We start from the raw sequence: 19110 nt of genomic DNA on the forward strand, positions 1-19110 counted from the left end.
ATAATCCGACAATTTCTTCAGAGCTGATGAATGATATTCATCAGCTGTTCGCCCAAGCCGATAGTATAGCCTTGCGATACGAATACTACCCTATTAAAGGTATCGGCAATAATGAAAATCGGCAAAGAGTTGGCATCGGACAACTTCATTCCGTCAACGATTTGCTTTCGAATCGCTCCGTCCGCGTCGATTCCATATGCGATAGTAGCAGGCAATCCTTCAAAATCGGAGGCGTCGAACCTTCGATACTGCTCTTCGTTCGGGAACAACAACACAAGCTTCCGTCCCCACTTTTCGAATTCGGCGGACAGCGCCGCTATATCTTTCATGGCATGATTGGTGGGCTCCTGCCCTACGCCCAATATCCCGACGATGAAATAGCCCCGCCCCGTAGTCGAGAGAACGGACTTGGTGGATTGGTCGGGAGTTCGATATAAAGATTCCGAATCAAAATTACCTATCACTTTCACTTCATCCTGCGCATCGCGCATTACCAAGTCGACGGTCGTTTTCTCCGACGGTCGGACGGTAAAGAAAGTCAAATGCGTCAACACACCTCCGTTGGCCAATCGAGTTCCGGTTACCAGCACATAGTCGCCGACATCCAGCGGGGTGCCTTTCCGCAACAGACTGTCATAGCCCGTCCCCTCTTCCATGCCAGAATCTCCTTCGTCGTACGACAAAAGTCGCAACGTTCCCTTATCCGTCAGTTTGGAAATAGTAAAATGGTTGTAATACTTCGGATTCTTCAGATAAGAGACCGGTCGATAATCTGCCGAAAGCCATCCTTTAGGCTGCTGTACCTGCGCTTGCTGTCCGAATGTAATATCGAGTACGGCATCGTCCTCGATCCATTGCACCTTACCCGTTACCTGATCGATGCGAGCCGGAATTCCCATGGCTCGCGACAGAGCGACGAAGAAGATATCGCGACTATGTTCATCGGCAACTCTCGTTTTCCAAACGCCGACGGGCGAAATGGGCGCTCCTCCCAAATTGCAACCCGAATCGATTCGGATATGCTCGGTTACCCATTCCACCAACTTCATCGGATCTTCCTGGAAAGCCTTTTGGTCGTCGGCAGGGACATGTTTGTCGAAGTAAAGTTGATAAGGGGTTAAAAGTTCATTGCTAATACGGGGATTACGTACATAACGCCGATAATAATCTGCATTCTTTATCCGATAATGCGACATCATGTGGTCGATGAGCACATCCAGTTTCACATCTCTCAAATCTTTCGAGGAGATCTGTTGCAACAAATTGACGCCTCCCCTTTTAGAATCGGCAGCATGAAGTCTGGACATGAAATTGCAGAGCACTCCATGATTGCCGCGAGAAGCGACCAGAATCCGCGAAACGGCGTCTTCGTCCAAACCGTTCTTTCGGGCGAACTCCCGAGCGTCGGCCTCTGTCAGAAAGGTAGCCACATACGCGTTGCGGATGGAATCTTCCTTGTTCAGGCGTACGTTGTTTTCCGCACGTTGTGCTTCGGTAACTTCCGGAACGTTCGGTTTCTCCGGCGGAGGAATCATATCGAATTCGACCGTCGCCGGTTCGATCTTCCCCACCTGTCGATCGAGTGCGACGGTGATCCGACGATCTTTGCCGAACGAAAACTTCGAATAGCCGAATGCTCCGTTTTTCGAAGCCCATACGAGCATATCTCCCTTTCCGGCCGTCAAAAACGTTTTCCCGTCCTTATCGGTTTGTTTCTTGGCTACCGAATAGAATTCGGCGTAATTATACAATTTGAACTCAACCGTTGCGTCGGCGACCGGTCTTCCCTTCGTATCGACCACCGAGACTTCGGCCTTGGCTGTAGGAGCGTAATTGTCGATCACATTGATCTCGGTGTAGGTGGGCGTCATCTTCATGACTTCCTCCGGCCCTTTATATCGTCCGAACGCTTTCGTATGCATCAACATACCGCGAGAAGCCGGGGTGTTGAACCATCCCAGGTCGAGCACCGGTTCCGGTTCGCAAGCGCCGAAGAAATACCATTTCCCGTTTACCCACGCTTCGACCCAAGCGTGATTATCGTCGGTATGCGCCCATCGAGGGGTGTAGACCTGACGGGCCGGTATGCATACGGCACGCAAGGCGGCGACGGTGAAAGTGGATTCTTCTCCGCAACGCCCGTAAGCGGTCCTGACCGAGGCCAAAGGGGAACTTGTGCGAGAGTCGGAAGGTGTATAGACCACTTTCTCGTGACACCAGTGATTCACCTCCAGCACCGCATCGTACAGCGACAATCCCTTCACCCGATCTTTCAGTTCTTCATAAAAGAGTTTACGCGAATCGTCCAAGTCCTCATTATTCACGCGCACGGGAAGAACGAAATGGCGGAACTCGCGTTCCGGAATATCCTTCCCCCACGGCATCTCTTTTTTCGCTTTAAAGGCGATGTTCACATTCTCCACGAAATAATTCCCATCATGATCCGCCATATCACCCAGGGGCATATAAGCGTATAGAAAAGTCAACGCTTCTCGTTCCCTGGAGCTCAAATCTTGTTCGAAGACCTGAAACAATGCCTCGTTATTCAATGCGGTTTTCCGGGCGGCAAAATCCTGTCGAACGGTTTCACGTTCTTCCGCATCGCCGATCAGACGATCTGTGCAGGAAGAGAGTCCGAGCACCAACGCAAAAAGTAAAGAAAAAGACCATTTTGTTTTCATTTCTATCAGATTTATGGGGTTACTCACATTCAACGATCAATCTATTTTCAGCACGGCTAAGAACGCTTTTTGCGGAACCTCGACGTTTCCGATCTGTTTCATGCGCTTTTTTCCTCGCTTTTGTTTTTCAAGCAATTTACGCTTGCGACTGACGTCGCCTCCGTAACACTTGGCCGTGACATCCTTGCGGACTTGCTTGACCGTTTCCCGCGCGATGATCTTTGCGCCGATGGCCGCTTGAATGGCAATATCGAACTGCTGTCGGGGAATCAAATCTTTAAGTTTCTCGCACATCCGCCGACCTAAATCGTAAGCATTATCTACATGGGTCAGCGTAGAGAGGGCGTCTACCGATTCGCCGTTCAGCAGGATGTCCAACTTTACCAATTTCGACGAACGATATCCGGCGGGATGGTAATCGAACGAGGCATATCCCTTAGAAATGCTCTTCAATTTATCGTAGAAATCGATTACGATCTCCGCCAGCGGCATATCATACCGAATCTCTACGCGATCGCCCGACACGTAAGTCTGCTTGACCAGCTCTCCTCGCTTGCCCAGACAAAGCGTCATGATGGGGCCGATAAATTTCGTAGAAGTAATGACGGAAGCGTCGATATAAGGTTCTTCGATCCGTTCGATCAAGGTCGGATCGGGCATGCCGCCGGGGTTGTGAACTTCGGTCATGTGCCCCTGTTTGTCATAGATCCTGTACGAAACGTTCGGCACGGTCGTGATCACGTCCATGTTGAATTCGCGATCCAACCGTTCTTGTACGATTTCCATGTGGAGCAAGCCCAAAAAGCCGCAACGGAAGCCGAAACCCAAAGCCACCGAGGATTCCGGCTGAAAAGTCAACGACGCATCGTTCAGTTGTAGTTTTTCCAAGGAGGCGCGGAGGTTTTCATAATCTTCCGGTTCGATGGGATATACGCCGGCAAAAACCATGGGCTTGACCTCTTCGAATCCGGAAATAGCTTCTTTGCAAGGGCGGTCGACGTGCGTCACCGTATCGCCTACCCTGACTTCCGTCGAAGCTTTGATTCCCGAAATGATATATCCCACATCACCGGTTCTGAGTTCTTTGCGGGGAACGAGATCCATCTTCAGGATACCGACCTCGTCGGCATCGTATTCTTTTCCCGTATTGAAGAATTTCACACTATCGCCCTGCCGGATGACGCCGTTCACCACCTTGTAATAAGCGATGATGCCACGGAACGAGTTAAAGACGGAATCGAAGATCAGTGCCTGCAGCGGAGCGTTTTCATCTCCCACAGGGTGCGGAATTCGTTCCACGATGGCGCGAAGTATGTCGTCCACACCCATCCCCGTCTTGCCCGAAGCGCGGATAATATCGTTCCGCCGGCAACCTATCAGTTCGATGATCTCGTCTTCCACCTCGTCGGGCATCGCGTTTTCCATATCGCACTTGTTAATGACGGGAACGATCTCGAGGTCGTGTTCGATCGCCATGTAAAGGTTCGAAATGGTCTGCGCCTGTACGCCCTGTGTAGCGTCGACCACGAGCAAAGCGCCTTCGCACGCGGCTATCGAGCGCGAGACCTCGTACGAAAAATCCACATGCCCGGGGGTATCGATGAGGTTGAGGATATACTTCTCGTCGCGGAAGAGATATTCCATCTGAATAGCGTGGCTCTTGATGGTGATCCCGCGTTCGCGTTCCAGATCCATGTTATCGAGCATCTGGCCTTCCGTGACTTCAATGGTGTGGGTATATTCCAGCAAACGGTCTGCCAGCGTCGATTTACCGTGATCGATATGGGCTATGATGCAGAAATTGCGAATATTTTTCATTTCAATGGCATTATCTATGGGCAAAGATATAAAAAAAACGCGTCGACAACATACAAAACGGACGTGTCAACGCATTTTTTATCAGATCACTAATCCCTCAAACCAATTTGACAAAGATGTCAGCTTCTGCTTCAGAAGTTTCGACCTTGCCTTCTCTTAACAACCAGCCCAAACCCAAATACAGGTCTTTCTCCGAGCGAAGCCCCGTAGCTTTCTTAAGCTGCTTAAGAGTCAATCCTTCCGTTTCGTTCAGTGCGTTCCAGATCATACCTGCCAACGTACCTGCTTTTTCTGTTAACATTTACTTTTACTTTAAAATTAAACTTTTTATGCATTCGCTCTCAGTACGAATGCGAGATCTTTTCGGCGACAAAGATAGGCAAATCTCATGTCATTCAGCACAATAAATCGAAAAAATCTTAGCCGTATTATTAAAAAACACTTCATGTATGCAACGGGCCAGGAGGCCCCGTAACCCGATTCCGCCCATCGACCAAACGGAAAGGAACAGGGCGCGTCGACAAACCGGCGACACGCTCTGAGGGTGTATAGAGAAAAAGAGAGACGTAGCTTATTTCAATTTTATTCCCTGCGCAGACTGTTTAAATTCTCTGCGCACACAATTTTAATTCCCTACGCACACAATTTTAATTCTCTGCGTAGACAATTTTAATTCTCTACGCAGCGTGTTTTTACTCTCTGATAAACCAAACGAATGTGACTCTTCGTTTCAAGGGGCTTAGCTGCCTTACTTGGCTACGTTGTTTATGATCTCGGCGCGCATATAGCCCTTCAGGTTGGCTACCGCCATGCTCATCAGCCGTGTCCTCGCCTCTTTCGTAGCCCATGCGATGTGAGGCGTAATGTAACAGTTCCTGGCGGTAAGCAAAGGGTTGTCTTTCTGTGGAGGTTCGGACGATAGGACATCCAGCCCCGCCGCTGCAATGACGCCGCTGTTCAACGCGTCTGCCAAATCCTGTTCCTGAACGAGCGGGCCGCGTCCCGTATTGATCAGGATAGCCGTCGGCTTCATCAGGGCTAAGGTTTGGGCATTGATCATTTCCTTCGTATCAGGCGTTAACGGGCAATGCAAGCTAATGATATCGCAGGTTCGAAGTAACTCATTCCATTGCGACTTCCGAATGCCGGCAGGCAATTTCTCCTGCGGCTTCGAGGTCTGGGCGTACACCTCCATGCCGAAAGCCAGGGCGATGCGGGCAACGGCGGTTCCGATGTTCCCCATCCCCGCAATCCCCATCTTCTTACCTGCCAGCTCGGTCAGGGCCGTATCCCAATAGCAGAAATCGGAACTGTTCGCCCAACGGCCGTTGCGGTTTTCGCTCGCATAATGGGCTACGTCGTTGGTGATATTCAGCAGGTGGGCGAAGACTGTCTGTGCTACGGAGCGGGTACTGTACGCCGGGATATTCGTCACGACGATACCGCGCTTTCGGGCCGCGTCGACATCGACGATATTGTATCCCGTAGCCAAAACTCCGATATACTTCAGGGCCGGGAGCTTGGCCATAGCCTCGGCGTCAATGGCTGTTTTATTCGTAATAAGCGCTTCTGCACCGGCCGCACGAAGAAGCAGTTCGCCGGAAGAAGTCCGATCGTATACGGTCAGACTACCTAACTTTCCCATCTCGTCCCAAGCGAGGTCTCCGGGATTCAATCCGTAACCATCCAAAACTACTATTTTCATCTTCTTAATATGGAATATATGAATTATTTAAACCGATCTCCCCACCATTTGATCATTTGTTCTTTCATTTTGTTCTCCTGCGCGTTTTCCTGTGCAAACCACAGGCGCTTATGCTCCAATCCGTCGGGTAAAAACTGTTGGACGACAAAATGATCTTCGTAATCGTGGGCGTATTTATACGCTTCGCCGTAACCCAATTGCTTCATCAAGGCGGTCGGAGCATTTCTCAAATGCAAAGGTACCGGCCGGTTTCCTTCCTCTTCCGCCAGTTGCTGGGCCGACTCTATCCCCCGATAAGCGGAATTGCTCTTGGGGCTCGTTGCCAAATAAACGGTGGCCTCGGCCAGGGGGATCCGTCCTTCCGGCCAACCGATCTTCATCACCGCATCGAATGCCGCATTGGCCAGGAGCAATGCGTTGGGATTGGCCAAACCGATATCTTCCGAAGCCGAGATCACCAGCCGACGCGCTATGAAGGCAGGGTCTTCGCCCCCCTCGATCATTCGGGCCAGCCAATACAAGGCTGCGTCGGGATCGCTGCCTCGAATAGATTTGATAAAGGCCGAGACGATATCGTAATGCATCTCCCCGCCCTTATCATAAGCCAGCGGATGCTGTTGCAGCCGTTCGGAGACTTTCTGATCCGTGATGACGATCGTTTCGGCATCTGCCTCCGCTTCGACCACTAACTCTAAAATATTGAGCAGCTTCCGAGCATCCCCGCCCGAGTACCTCAACAGCGAATCGGTTTCCTTCAAGTCGATATGCTTGGCCTTTAAGATAAAATCCTGCGTGATGGCCCGATGCAGCAACTCCAACAAATCTGCTTTCTCCAGAGATTTCAATACATACACCTGACAACGGGATAATAGCGGGCGAATGACTTCGAACGAAGGATTCTCCGTGGTGGCGCCGATCAGAGTGATGGTTCCCGTTTCCACCGCTCCCAAGAGCGAATCCTGTTGGGATTTGCTGAAGCGGTGAATCTCATCGATGAACAAGATGGGGCTGGTTTGCGAGAAGAATGGATTCCGCTTAGCCTTGTCTATGACCTCCCGGACATCTTTCACGCCGGAAGCGATCGCACTCAAGATGTAAAAGGGTGTTTCCAACCGGTTCGCAATGATTTTCGCCAGCGTCGTCTTCCCGACTCCGGGAGGCCCCCACAAGATGAATGAAGCGATACGGCCGCTCTCGATCATTTTACGCAATACGGCCCCCGGCCCTACGAGGTGTTGCTGACCGACATACTCGTCGAGCGTCTTCGGACGCATTCGTTCCGCTAAAGGTTCAGACATACTCTTCCTCCTCTGTTAAAATGACATCATCACCATAAACCGGATCCCCCATTTATGGACGCCGGGATGATCCCAATAGGTAAGACGACGTACATATTCGATATGAACTAATTTAAAGATATTATGAATGCCTATCGAACATTCCATATAGGGTTTCTTAGCATCCATGACGAAGCTGGTCGTCTCCCCGTTCCTCGTCGGAAATAAGAAAAGAGCGGCATCACCCGGATTCTTTTGCGGGTTATTTTTATCCGATAACGATCCGTACAAGATCTTGAGCCCTATCAATTCGCGCCACTTCAACCGCTTCAGCAGTGGGATGCGGTTAAAGATCTTTCCGTTCATATCCCACGATACATCCAGAGAGGCGTAACGATCGTTCAAGAATTCCATATTATTAATCAGGTTGAAAGTCTCCCTTTGCAAGATATACGAGAGGTTAGCGGCAGGCATAATCAGCAGCGGAAAGGGAACCTTGTTCCACTGCGCGCCTCCTTTGACAAACAAATCGATCTTACCCCACGACGAGAACCAGAAACGTTTATATACACCCACTTCCGTCATATTATAATCGTAATCGCCGCCCCACAATCCTTTCAGGCCGAGCGTGTGCGAGACCGTAAACACGGGAGCATCGAACGAGATGGGCAAACGGCGTTGCTTGGTATTGACATACGTCTCTCCGGGAGCATACCGGAACAGGAGCGAAGTCTCCATCGTCTTTATCTTCGGCACTGCCGTTCCGTTGCCGTCGTTCTTGAGATAAGCCAAACTGCCCGTCGGCTCTTCCGTGCTATGCTTGATCGCTATTTGCGTTTTCAGTCCGAAATAAGTTTCATACTCGTATTTCAAAGATATATTCCGAACATAATTCATCTGATCTACCGGCGTGGTTTTCAACGAAGTAAACACATTGTCCTTGTCCGTCTTTAGAAATTTATCGGTAGGAGCCATTACATCGTAAGTGTAATTGAACGTGATGGAGTTTTTAGGGAATTCGCGGGGCAGATATTCTCGCTTCAGAAACGAATATTCTACCTCGCCCATGTACTTGGAACGGTTATCGCGAAAACCGTAAGCATAATATCCTTTAAAGAATAGATGCGGATTGAGGTTGGCTGTGGATTGAGCGCTGAAACGAAGCCGCAAGCCGTCGATAAAGTTGCTGGATATCATCGTATTCACGGGACCGATATCGACTTTGCTGGGATGTGCCTTAGAACCTGTTTCGACAAAATTCTCTATCAGTGCCTTTAAGCCGAAGATGATGTATTTAAAACCCGGTAGCTGTTCCATCCGTTTTACCAGCAAATCCATAGAACTTTCTGGCTCGGAAAGCTTAACCTGGCGATATTCATTCCAAAAGTTTTCGTCACGCATCATGGCATTCGTTTCTTTGATCTCAGCTCCTTTTATTTTGAACAGCTTATCCGATAAAGGATCGAAGGCGAAATCCGCGTAACGGGTTATCCGTCGAACCTGAAAACCTTGGGCAAATTTCACGATCTTCATCTCGACAATCATATCGTCTTGAATCAACACGCGATCTCCGTTGGGCAATTCTCCAAAGTCTTGGACAATACTCAAGTGATCTACAAAGTTCACGCCTGATTTCTTAGGAAGATTCAACAAACACCGCCTCACCGAATAAGAAGAATCGGCTAATACGTACAGATGTCCCGTAAAACCGAAATCCTGAGAATTATTAGGAACGAAAGTCAGATGAAAACATCGATCGTTTTCAACCTTCACGGTATCCATGATATAATACTTGTAAAAAGAAATGGCATCTTTACTCGATATCGGACTTATAAACGGATATTGCAGCAATCGAATATCGTCTTCATAGATATCGACGTCAGTAAATATATCTTTCAAGGCGGTATTCAACATATCGCCCGTTGCGAACAAATCGTTGATACCGTTGGAGTTGATGCCTTTGATCAAATTCTTTTCCGACTTCGGATGCTTACGATAAATCTTTTGCGAAACGGTTTCGTCGACCGACAACGGCAGGATGAACTTGCCCGTTTCTTCACAGCGTTCGATCTGCTCCTTGAGGAAAGGCATCTTCTTGTACATCCCTTTGTCTAACATCTCGGGAGTTACTTCGTTCAAGGATAAGGTTATTTTTTGATAACGATGGTATTGATAATAATCGTTCTGTTCCAGCTTATGCTGTTTTTTGCTTTCTATGACTTTCTTCATCAGCTCGACAGCCGGATTATTTTTTCGGGAATACTTCTGGCGCTTCGGCTTGACCAGCACTTCATCCAGCATGATATTATTCGGAATAAGTTTTACGTCCATCGTTCTGGTCACTCCAGGAATAATATTGACCTCTTTCGTCGTATACCCTACGGCGGAGAAAGTCAATCGGTTCCACCCCTTTCGAGTCTCCACAGTGTAACGGCCATCAGCGTCGGTAATACTCCCCACGCCTCTACCGTCATAGAAAACGGCAATATAGGCCAACGGTTCATTCGTTGTAGAATCCCGCACAACTCCTTGAATATTTTGCGCCACAAAAGGGACGGAATATAATAAAAGTAAAATCAGTATATAGAGTTTGATATAAAAATTCTTCATCTAACAGTATACGCTTATCCAGCTTGCAAAGTTAGTATTTCTGTTACAATAAAATAGCTAATAAAACTAATAAAATGACAAAACTTCCTTTCGGAACATTTATCCCAACTAACCGCATTGCAGATTTTCTCTTACAAAAAAAGAGAGCTTTTCACAAAGCTCTCTTTTTAGGCTTTCAATAGGTATTAGTTTTTTAAGGTAAAAAGATTGTTTTCAGGATAACATTGCAAATATGAACCCTTTTTTAGTATCCGCCAAATTAAATTACATGTCTTACAACATATTTTTATGTTTTTCAACGAATCCAGGTAAAATATCTTAAAAAGAATCTTTCTTTATATATTCCGGTTACAAAACTATAAAAAAGTTTTCTAAAACAAAGGTTTTTATCGAAAACGCCAGACAGAGCATTCGATACCAACAAATTTCGCAGAGTCCTTGTAAGGTATAAATTAAAATTTATGCGTACTTTTGCAGACTACATCAATTTATAAGTTAGATATGGACGCTACAAAAAATATGGAGGCTTCTGAAAAGAAAAGTTTGAATTTCATTGAACAAGCTGTTGAGAAAGACTTACAGGAAGGAAAGAACGACGGGAGAATACAGACCCGATTTCCTCCCGAACCGAACGGGTACCTACATATCGGCCATGCAAAAGCAATATGTTTGGACTTTGGAATAGCCAAACAATACGGTGGCGTGTGCAATCTTCGCTTCGACGATACGAACCCGACCAAAGAGGATATGGAATACGTCGATGCGATCAAAGAGGATATCAAATGGTTAGGCTTCAAATGGGAACGAGAATATTATGCCTCCGACTATTTCCAGCAGTTGTGGGACTTTGCCATCCGTTTAATCAAACAAGGCAAGGCTTATATCGACGAACAGACATCGGAACAAATCGCAGCACAAAAAGGTACGCCTACCCAACCCGGCGTGGAGAGTCCATACAGAAACCGTCCTCTGGAAGAGAGTTTGGATCTTTTTCAAAAAATGAATACCGGAGAAATCGAAGAAGGAAAGATGGTGCTTCGCGCTAAAATAGATATGACCAGTCCGAACATGCATTTCCGCGACCCTATCCTATACAGGGTAGTAAAGACGCCGCATCACCGCACGGGCGATAAGTGGAAAGCCTATCCGATGTATGATTTCGCTCATGGACAAAGTGACTATTTCGAAGGAGTTACCCATTCTCTCTGTACTTTGGAGTTCGTTCCCCACCGTCCGCTTTACGACTTGTTCGTCGACTGGGTAAAAGACGACGAAGATCTCCAGGATCATCGTCCCCGCCAATACGAGTTCAACAAACTGAACCTGAACTATACCTTAATGAGCAAGCGCAATCTGTTGATCCTTGTGAAAGAACATTTGGTCAACGGATGGGATGACCCCCGTATGCCGACGATCTGCGCCTTCCGCCGTCGCGGCTACTCTCCCGAATCAATTTGTAACTTCATCAATAAGATCGGTTATACCACATATGACGCGTTAAATGATTTCGCTTTGTTGGAAAGCGCCGTCCGAGAGGATCTGAACACCCGTTCTACGAGAGTTTCGGCGGTTTTGAATCCCATAAAGCTGATCATAACCAATTATCCGGAAGAAAAAGTAGAAGAGATGGAAGCCATCGACAATCCGGAGGATCCGAATTCAGATTCGCACCTCATTGAATTCAGTCGCGAACTGTGGATAGAACGGGACGATTTCATGGAAGTTGCTCCGAAGAAATTTTTCCGAATCACTCCGGGGCAGGAAGTCCGCCTGAAAAACGGATATATCATTAAGTGTACAGGCTGCAAAAAAGATGAGCAAGGCTATATTACAGAAATCTATGCCGAATACGACCCCGACACCAAAACAGGAATGCCGGGCAGCAACCGCAAAGTCAAGGGAACGCTTCACTGGGTAAGCTGTGCACACTGTCTCTCTGCAGAAGTCCGTCTTTACGATAGGCTTTGGAATGTAGAAAACCCGCGGGATGAATTAGAAGCTATTCGGGAAGCGCAGCAATGCGATGCGTTGACGGCCATGAAACAAATGATCAACCCCGACTCGCTGCATATTCTCACTCGCTGTTATGTCGAGAAATACTTGTCGAGAGCCAAGCCTTTAGATTATTTGCAGTTCCAACGCATCGGATACTTCAACGTCGATAAAGATTCTACTCCGGATCACTTGATTTTCAATCGCACCGTTTCATTGAAGGATACTTGGAGCAAAATTAACAAATAACCCATGAATTACGATACCTCTTCACAATTTGAAAATACTCCTTTCAGAGAAATATTACACGCATACGAACAAAGTGTGGAAAACAAATCATCGGTTTATTTGGAAGCTGATGAATTTGTCGATATAGCTGAATATTATCTCGAAAATGATCGGATCAAGGAAGCGGAACAAGTCATCAATACGGCTTTAAAGGTCCATCCTGACGACGCCGACGTTTTGATCTTCCTTTCCAGATCCGCAGCGTCGAACGATGATTTGGAAAAGGCTTATCGCTTTTTAGCCAAAATCACCGATCAAAATGATCGGGAGGTCAGATTCCTTCAGGTAGAATTGCTGGCTCAGGAAGAGCGATGGGAAGAATGCGATCAGATCTTTCAAAAGTTAGCCGAAGACGAAGCGTATTCCTCGGAAGTGCTGGCCGACATTGTGAATGCTTATGCGGACCAAGGGAATAAGGCATACGCCAAAAAGTGGTTGAAAACAATCCGAGATCACGGCTATGAGCTCGATAAGAACGACGAGCTGATCGAAATGCTATGCAATTACTACTTCAACTTCGACAATATTCCGCAAGCGATCGAATTATTCAAAAAACTGATCGACAAACATCCTTATTCTTTAGCCTATTGGATCGGGTTAGCCAAATGCTATATGAGAGACGAACGATACCCCGAAGCCGAAGAGACGTTAGACTATGCATTAGCAATCAACGATAAGGATGCGACGGTACTCGAACTGAAAGGAGGATGCTTTCTGGAAGCAGGCGATATCCAAGCGGCTCTGGAAACATACAAACGCTTCGAGGAAGCCAGCGTAAACAAGGAAAAGGCATGGAGCTACATAACCAAAATATACCTCGAACTTCAAGACTACCACAAAGCCATCGAGTACAGCATGAAAATCATCCGTCATCCGAACTCCAACCAATATATCTCGGCACTGGCATACCAGGACATGGCCAATGCCTACGGCCATCTCGGCCAGCCCTCGAAAGGGATGGCATACCTTACGAAGGCCATAGAAATGGATGCTGAAACAATCACGTTTTATGTTACGGAAGGATTCCTGTACCTCCTCATGGCAAGGAAACCGGAAGCCATGCGTTCTTTCGGCAAGGCCCGAAGCTTAATAGAGGCCGAAGATGACGATACGGAGTATATGATATGGCTTCAGATCGCCACTTCTTGTTTGGACGCCAAAGATCTGGATCTAGCTATCACGTATTTCCAACAGATTGAAGAAAAATATTCGGACAGAGACAAAAGCTGTTATTTGTTCCTCGCCTACTGCTACTTCTGCCGAAAGAATTATGCGGGTACTGTTCGCTATTTAACCTTATTGAGAAAGTATGCGCCGGAAATCTACGAGAAGTTGGGAACCGACGACGATCCGATGAACGACACCCTGTTCAAAGATTCTATCGCAAACGTAAAAAGAGAAATTAGCACAGGAGAGATCGATGTATCGAAATTCGAAGCAGAAAATTAACTTATGGAATCAGTCGCTTTCATACAATGGTGTTTGGACCACCTGAACTATTGGACCGTTACGATCTTAATGACCATCGAAAGTTCGTTTATCCCCTTCCCGTCGGAAATCGTTATCCCGCCGGCAGCTTACAAGGCTGCTGCAACGGGCGAGCTACATGTGGTACTCATCATCGTCTTCGGGACCATCGGCGCTACCATCGGCGCCCTGATTAATTATACCATCGCCTATTACTTAGGCAGACCCCTCGTATATAAATTTGCCAACAGTCGGTTGGGACACGTTTGTTTAATCGATGTACAGAAAGTTCGGAATGCGGAAACGTATTTCGACAATCACGGGGCCCTATCGACGTTCATCGGAAGATTAATCCCCGCCATCCGCCAATTGATTTCCATTCCTGCCGGTTTAGCCAAGATGAAACTGCATACTTTCATCGTCTATACCGTCTTGGGGGCAGGAATCTGGAATTCCATCTTAGCGATCATCGGCTATTATTTGGAATCCGTCGTTCCCGAAGATCAATTGTTAGATGTCGTGACGCGATACAGTCATCAAATAGGCTACGGTTTTATCGCCGTTGGCGTGGCTATCGTCGTGTATCTTACATATAAGGGAAAAAAATAAGAAATATTCAAACCTTAAAAGATATCGTTATGTCGAAAACAATGTTCAAAGGAATGCCGGTCAATCTGCTCGGCGAGTTCGTACAAGTAGGAGCGATTGCTCCCAATTTTTCATTGGTAAAAGGCGATTTAAGTCGCTTTTCGCTGAAGGACGGAAAAGGTAAAAATCTTATTTTGAATCTCTTCCCCAGCTTGGACACTACCGTTTGCGCCGCATCTGTCCGCAAGTTCAATCAAGTAGCGGCAACCCTGCCGAATACGTTGGTTCTCTGCATCTCGAAGGACCTCCCTTTCGCACAAAGCCGCTTTTGTACGACCGAAGGCATCGAACAGGTCATCCCGCTTTCGGATTACCTGTATGATTCCGACTTCGCCCAAACGTACGGATTATTGATGAGCGACGGCCCGTTGAAAGGATTGTTGGCTCGTTCCGTCGTTATCATCGATCCGTCCGGGAAGGTAATTTACACCGAATTGGTCGCCGATATAGTCGACGAACCGAACTACGAAGCGGCATTGAATGTGATAAGATAAAGGGGCGTGTGTGTTATCACCCGCAGCAGGGACCAGTTCGAAAAATCATTGATTTCATAACATAATGACAGGCAACACTGCCCGTCGGAGATTCTTTTCGGGACTCGCGGCGGGCGAAAGTTACTTCCGGTACACGGCACATTCGTTCGGATGCATCAATCTGCGGAAAAATCTTTGATCCGCTGCTCTTCGCTCAAGCGACAAATCAGGAGTTGGTCCTCTTTCTCGGCGATGATATACCCATCCAATCCCTGCACCACAACTTTCTTCTCGTCCGTGGTATGAATAATGCAATTTCGGGTTTCGTACAATCGAATATTTGTCCCGATCGACGTATTGTTATGGGCATCCCGCCGGGTATTCTCGTGCAAGGATCCCCACGTTCCCAAATCGTTCCAGCCGAAGTCGGCAGGGAAGACGAAAATCTCATCCGTTTTCTCCATAATAGCGTAATCCACCGATATATTTTCACACGAGGGGAAAACCTCGTTCACCATTTCCTGCTCTTTCTCAGTAAAGTAATACGGTGTCAAGCGTTCGAAAATTTTAGCCATGGCGGGTTGATAAACGCGGATTGCATTCACCACCGTGTGGACATTCCAAACGAAGATGCCCGAATTCCAATAATAATTCTGCTTGGATATATAACGCTGGGCTGTTGCCGCATCCGGTTTCTCCTTAAAGGAATCCACCCGATATACTTCCTTGTTCGTCAGGGAAGCACAACTCAAATCCGCTTCGATATACCCATACCCCGTTTCGGGCCGGTTAGGTTTCATCCCCAGCGTTAAGATCGCATCTGAACCGCTGGTGAATTTCAATGCCGATCGAATAACCCGTTCGAATTCACGTACATCCACGATAAGATGATCACTCGGAGTAACGACCATATTCGCTTCAGGGGCTATTTGTTTAATTTTCCAGCTGGCGTACGCGACACACGGGGCCGTGTTCCTGCGACAAGGCTCGCAAAGGATACGATCTTCCCCGATCCAGGGCAATTGTTCCTGCACCGTCTCTTTGTACTTTGCAGAAGTAACGACCCAGATGTTTTCATGAGGACAAATAGGCTCAAAGCGCTCCGCCGTCAACTGGATCAAGGTTTTTCCACAACCTAATATATCAAGGAATTGTTTGGGGCTTTCCGGTGTACTCATCGGCCAGAAACGGCTACCGACACCCCCCGCCATAATTACCAAATGATTGCTTGTCGAACTCATATTTTTTCTTTTATTCGTCATTTATTGCAAAGATAGCTAATCTTTTACTATTTACCACCTAAAAAATCCATTCCGTTTTGCTATCTTTGAAAACTCTTATCAATAAGGTCGAAGAAAAAAACAACGTAAAATGAATGTCATCGAAACTGCTATCAACGGAGTTTATGTCATAGAACCGAAAGTCTTCCACGATACGCGAGGATACTTCTTCGAAAGTTACAACCTTCGGGATTTTTCCCGCGAGGTGTTGCATACGACTTTCGTGCAGGACAACGAAAGCTATTCCACCTACGGAGTGATCCGCGGTCTGCATTTTCAAAAGCCCCCTTTCACTCAAGCGAAGTTAGTCAGGGTAATCAAGGGAACGGTTTTAGATATTGCCGTCGATATTCGGAAAGGCTCGCCCACCTACGGACAATACGTCGCCTCCGTACTGAGCGAAGAGAACAAATATCAGTTCTTCGTCCCCAGAGGGTTCGCTCACGGATTCGCTGTACTGAGCGAAGAAGCGCTGTTTCAGTATAAATGCGATAACTTTTATGCGCCAGATTTCGAAAGAGGTATCGCGTGGAACGATCCGGAACTTCGTATCGATTGGCGCCTACCTGACGAAAAAATCATTCTCTCGGAAAAAGACAAACACCGGCCTACGCTCGAAGAAAGCGAAACATTCTTCGCCTATGCACAGGATCTTTACGAATAACCGCAGACACACAACAAACTTCGTAACAAACGTACTTTTATTTCCTGAACCAGAAACCGATCAGCGTACTGCCTTCGATATAGCGCAAATAACCCGCTTTCAGGCAAAGCCTTGTGGCACGAATCTTTTTTGAAAACGAAATCTGGTGAATTGATTTGAAAACCCGATTCAACGTGATGGAAGCATACTTCCTGATATGCGGATAGAGATAAGGGAAACGCCCTGCATAAGCAAACAGCTCATCCAAAACCGTAAGATAGCAGCGGATATGGTACAACATCTGGGAGGAAGGTACTAGGAATTCCTTTACAATGCGATGCCTGACAAGGCTCCGACGGATACACCCCACTCGATCCGACTGAATGAACAATAAGGCAGTAAAGAGTTCGTCATCGTGAACGATTCCCGGATAAAAGCGAATCCCTGCTTCCTGCAGAATAACCCGCCTGATAAACAGTAACCACGGCACCGGTCGATAAGTGCCATTATCGAGCATATCGTCGAACAAGATCAAACCCTTATAAACGATAATCTCGTTATAAGGAGCCGAACGGTGATATTTGTTTATTTGAATTCCATTGGCCTCTTCGCCGCCCACCACGTCGCCGTCGAAGAAAACAAAGTCCAATTGCCTCTTCTTGGTAAACTTGTAAGCATACTCCAAGGCATCGCCATCCAGTTCGTCCGAACAATTCATAAAGTAAACGAACTCGCCGCTGGCGTGATCCAATCCAGCATTACGAGCCGACGGGCGTCCCTTATGTCCCTGTTCGTAAAGCAGGATACGCTCGTCTTCTTCGGCCAGCTTCTTCAGTTTCGAAACGCTATCGTCCGATGATCCGTCGTCCACAAGAATAATCTCTATTTCCTTCAACGTTTGCGAAAGCACGGAACGCACGGAAGCTTCCAAATAAGAAGCTCCGTTATAGATGGTAATAACTACCGATACTTTGGGACGTTCGATCATAGCCGTTCATTAAACGTTTCAAAGGTAGGAAAAAAGGAACGAAAACGGATCGGAAAAATAGAAATTAATTTGAATTCCTTCAGAAATCGGTTCGTCCCGATTACAATCGCTCTCAGCGGTAGCCATCGTTACCCAACGTAGCCACAAGGTATTCCGACTGCGTGCCTATACGGAACTTCCCGCCCCAAATACCTAACCCCGAACTGACATAATAACGGGTATTCCCTTTTTGATAAGGTCCGAAAGCAACTTCGTATATCAGGTCGGTTATCCATGAGATGGGCCAAACCTGTCCGTAATGTGTGTGACCGCAGAATTCAAAGTCTACTCCACACGCTTGCGCCTCCTCCAAACGGTAAGGCTGGTGGTCGAGTTCGATGATATATTTACTTCTGTCTATCCCTTCCATAATAGAAGCGAGTTCTTTCCTTCCCGCATTCGTTCGGTCGTCTCTTCCCACGATGACCATATCCCGAAACACCACGGCTGTATCTCGGAGCATAGTGATGCCCGCTTGTCGACAGAATCTCAAATCGTTCTGCACGCCGGTATAGAAGTCATGGTTCCCCATACAAGCATAAACCGGCGCTTTCAGCCTGTGAAACTCTTCATACAGGCGTTTTTCGTCGACAGAACGAATACTCCCGTCAAGCAAATCGCCAGCGATGAGAATGAGGTCAGGACTTTCCGCATTGATCTTATCAATCCATCGGTGCAAGGTAGCTTTCCGATTATGATAACCCAGATGTAAATCGCTGATCATCACCATTTTTATCGGTTTATCCATACGTTTGTCGGTCTTCAGTTCTATCGGCACTCTTACCTTCTCGTTATAATGTATATAGCCGTAAACAAAGATGCCAAGCATCAAGAAGAAAACGGAAAGACTTCCCGAAACACTCTGGTGCAGAAAGGAAGACGGAACCAACCGGACGAGATGGCCGAAATCGAGCAATAGAAATAGCATGCACAGATACAGAAGAATAAAGATCCACGAGGTGCCGACCTCATAGAAAACAACGGCAAGGGGCATCGGCATCTTATCGAGTACCCCGGACACACCGATAAACAATAGGGCGAAAGCGACGACCATCGCTATGACAACAGCAATCTTACCCGCAGTCAACAGGGGCAACATTTGCCATAGGCGTACGGAAACATAGATATGACCGACGATCGGGATCAGCAAGAACCACAAAAACACATTTTTCATAAACGTTTCTTATTCCGGAAAACCGTT

The 19110-nt window shown here is 47.2% G+C and carries 14 protein-coding genes; 5 read left to right on the forward strand and 9 right to left on the reverse strand.

All coding sequences use genetic code 11. From position 1 onward, the window contains the following. Positions 1-17 precede the first annotated feature (17 nt). The 6 genes from BN102_RS05555 to BN102_RS05580 all read right to left on the reverse strand — a co-directional run bounded on the left by BN102_RS05555 (position 18) and on the right by BN102_RS05580 (position 10091). Positions 18-2681, reverse strand: a complete 2664-nt coding sequence (locus tag BN102_RS05555) for a transglutaminase family protein (RefSeq protein WP_036787354.1) — start codon at positions 2679-2681, stop codon at positions 18-20. 36 nt (positions 2682-2717) lie between these two features. Continuing rightward, positions 2718-4499 (reverse strand): translation elongation factor 4, encoded by a 1782-nt coding sequence (gene lepA, locus BN102_RS05560; protein WP_019208115.1) that lies wholly within the window; start codon positions 4497-4499, stop codon positions 2718-2720. A 97-nt stretch (positions 4500-4596) separates the two neighbouring features. Continuing rightward, positions 4597-4800, reverse strand: a complete 204-nt coding sequence (locus BN102_RS05565) for a winged helix-turn-helix domain-containing protein (protein WP_019208116.1) — start codon at positions 4798-4800, stop codon at positions 4597-4599. A gap of 447 nt (positions 4801-5247) precedes the next feature. Beyond that, positions 5248-6204, reverse strand: a complete 957-nt coding sequence (locus tag BN102_RS05570; protein WP_019208117.1) for a D-2-hydroxyacid dehydrogenase — start codon at positions 6202-6204, stop codon at positions 5248-5250. Between the two features lie 23 nt (positions 6205-6227). Beyond that, positions 6228-7502 (reverse strand): replication-associated recombination protein A, encoded by a 1275-nt coding sequence (locus BN102_RS05575; RefSeq protein WP_019208118.1) that lies wholly within the window; start codon positions 7500-7502, stop codon positions 6228-6230. Between the two features lie 15 nt (positions 7503-7517). Beyond that, positions 7518-10091 carry a DUF5686 and carboxypeptidase-like regulatory domain-containing protein gene (locus BN102_RS05580; RefSeq protein WP_019208119.1) on the reverse strand — a complete coding sequence of 858 codons (2574 nt, stop codon included), beginning with the start codon at positions 10089-10091 and terminating at the stop codon, positions 7518-7520. A gap of 501 nt (positions 10092-10592) precedes the next feature. On the opposite strand from BN102_RS05580, the gene BN102_RS05585 reads away from it, so the two are divergent. From BN102_RS05585 to tpx, 4 genes are read left to right on the forward strand one after another with little or no spacing between them, the layout of a single operon-like run. Continuing rightward, positions 10593-12332, forward strand: coding sequence for a glutamine--tRNA ligase/YqeY domain fusion protein (locus BN102_RS05585; RefSeq protein ID WP_019208120.1), 1740 nt, complete (start codon positions 10593-10595; stop codon positions 12330-12332). Positions 12333-12335: 3 nt separating this feature from the next. Continuing rightward, positions 12336-13820 (forward strand): tetratricopeptide repeat protein, encoded by a 1485-nt coding sequence (locus BN102_RS05590; protein ID WP_019208121.1) that lies wholly within the window; start codon positions 12336-12338, stop codon positions 13818-13820. Positions 13821-13823: 3 nt separating this feature from the next. Further along, on the forward strand, positions 13824-14447 hold the full coding sequence (locus BN102_RS05595) for a DedA family protein (protein ID WP_019208122.1): 624 nt from the start codon (positions 13824-13826) through the stop codon (positions 14445-14447). A gap of 29 nt (positions 14448-14476) precedes the next feature. Then, entirely contained in the window at positions 14477-14980 is a 504-nt protein-coding gene (tpx, locus tag BN102_RS05600; RefSeq protein ID WP_036787357.1) for a thiol peroxidase, read from the forward strand. Between the two features lie 155 nt (positions 14981-15135). Here the strand turns inward: tpx and BN102_RS05605 are convergent, their stop codons facing one another. Then, on the reverse strand, positions 15136-16200 hold the full coding sequence (locus BN102_RS05605) for a mannose-1-phosphate guanylyltransferase (RefSeq protein ID WP_035455994.1): 1065 nt from the start codon (positions 16198-16200) through the stop codon (positions 15136-15138). 130 nt (positions 16201-16330) lie between these two features. Here BN102_RS05605 and rfbC point away from each other — a divergent pair, with 130 nt between their 5' ends. Further along, a complete protein-coding gene (gene rfbC / locus BN102_RS05610; protein ID WP_019208125.1) occupies positions 16331-16903 on the forward strand; it encodes a dTDP-4-dehydrorhamnose 3,5-epimerase in 573 nt (190 codons plus the stop codon). Positions 16904-16940: 37 nt separating this feature from the next. Here rfbC and BN102_RS05615 read toward each other — a convergent pair whose 3' ends face one another. Together BN102_RS05615 and BN102_RS05620 are read right to left on the reverse strand one after the other, a co-directional pair. After that, a complete protein-coding gene (locus BN102_RS05615; RefSeq protein ID WP_019208126.1) occupies positions 16941-17870 on the reverse strand; it encodes a glycosyltransferase family 2 protein in 930 nt (309 codons plus the stop codon). Positions 17871-17982: 112 nt separating this feature from the next. Beyond that, positions 17983-19083 carry a metallophosphoesterase gene (locus tag BN102_RS05620; RefSeq protein WP_019208127.1) on the reverse strand — a complete coding sequence of 367 codons (1101 nt, stop codon included), beginning with the start codon at positions 19081-19083 and terminating at the stop codon, positions 17983-17985. Positions 19084-19110: the final 27 nt, after the last annotated feature.

The organism is Phocaeicola abscessus CCUG 55929, assembly GCF_000312445.1.
GTDB lineage: Bacteria > Bacteroidota > Bacteroidia > Bacteroidales > Bacteroidaceae > Phocaeicola > Phocaeicola abscessus.

Coding starts and splice junctions, on each gene's coding strand:
- BN102_RS05555 (WP_036787354.1), bottom strand. CDS start 2,681: ATGAAAACAAAATGGTCTTTTTCTTTACTTTTTGCGTTGGTGCTCGGA.
- lepA (WP_019208115.1), bottom strand. CDS start 4,499: ATGAAAAATATTCGCAATTTCTGCATCATAGCCCATATCGATCACGGT.
- BN102_RS05565 (WP_019208116.1), bottom strand. CDS start 4,800: ATGTTAACAGAAAAAGCAGGTACGTTGGCAGGTATGATCTGGAACGCA.
- BN102_RS05570 (WP_019208117.1), bottom strand. CDS start 6,204: ATGAAAATAGTAGTTTTGGATGGTTACGGATTGAATCCCGGAGACCTC.
- BN102_RS05575 (WP_019208118.1), bottom strand. CDS start 7,502: ATGTCTGAACCTTTAGCGGAACGAATGCGTCCGAAGACGCTCGACGAG.
- BN102_RS05580 (WP_019208119.1), bottom strand. CDS start 10,091: ATGAAGAATTTTTATATCAAACTCTATATACTGATTTTACTTTTATTA.
- BN102_RS05585 (WP_019208120.1), top strand. CDS start 10,593: ATGGACGCTACAAAAAATATGGAGGCTTCTGAAAAGAAAAGTTTGAAT.
- BN102_RS05590 (WP_019208121.1), top strand. CDS start 12,336: ATGAATTACGATACCTCTTCACAATTTGAAAATACTCCTTTCAGAGAA.
- BN102_RS05595 (WP_019208122.1), top strand. CDS start 13,824: ATGGAATCAGTCGCTTTCATACAATGGTGTTTGGACCACCTGAACTAT.
- tpx (WP_036787357.1), top strand. CDS start 14,477: ATGTCGAAAACAATGTTCAAAGGAATGCCGGTCAATCTGCTCGGCGAG.
- BN102_RS05605 (WP_035455994.1), bottom strand. CDS start 16,200: ATGAGTTCGACAAGCAATCATTTGGTAATTATGGCGGGGGGTGTCGGT.
- rfbC (WP_019208125.1), top strand. CDS start 16,331: ATGAATGTCATCGAAACTGCTATCAACGGAGTTTATGTCATAGAACCG.
- BN102_RS05615 (WP_019208126.1), bottom strand. CDS start 17,870: ATGATCGAACGTCCCAAAGTATCGGTAGTTATTACCATCTATAACGGA.
- BN102_RS05620 (WP_019208127.1), bottom strand. CDS start 19,083: ATGAAAAATGTGTTTTTGTGGTTCTTGCTGATCCCGATCGTCGGTCAT.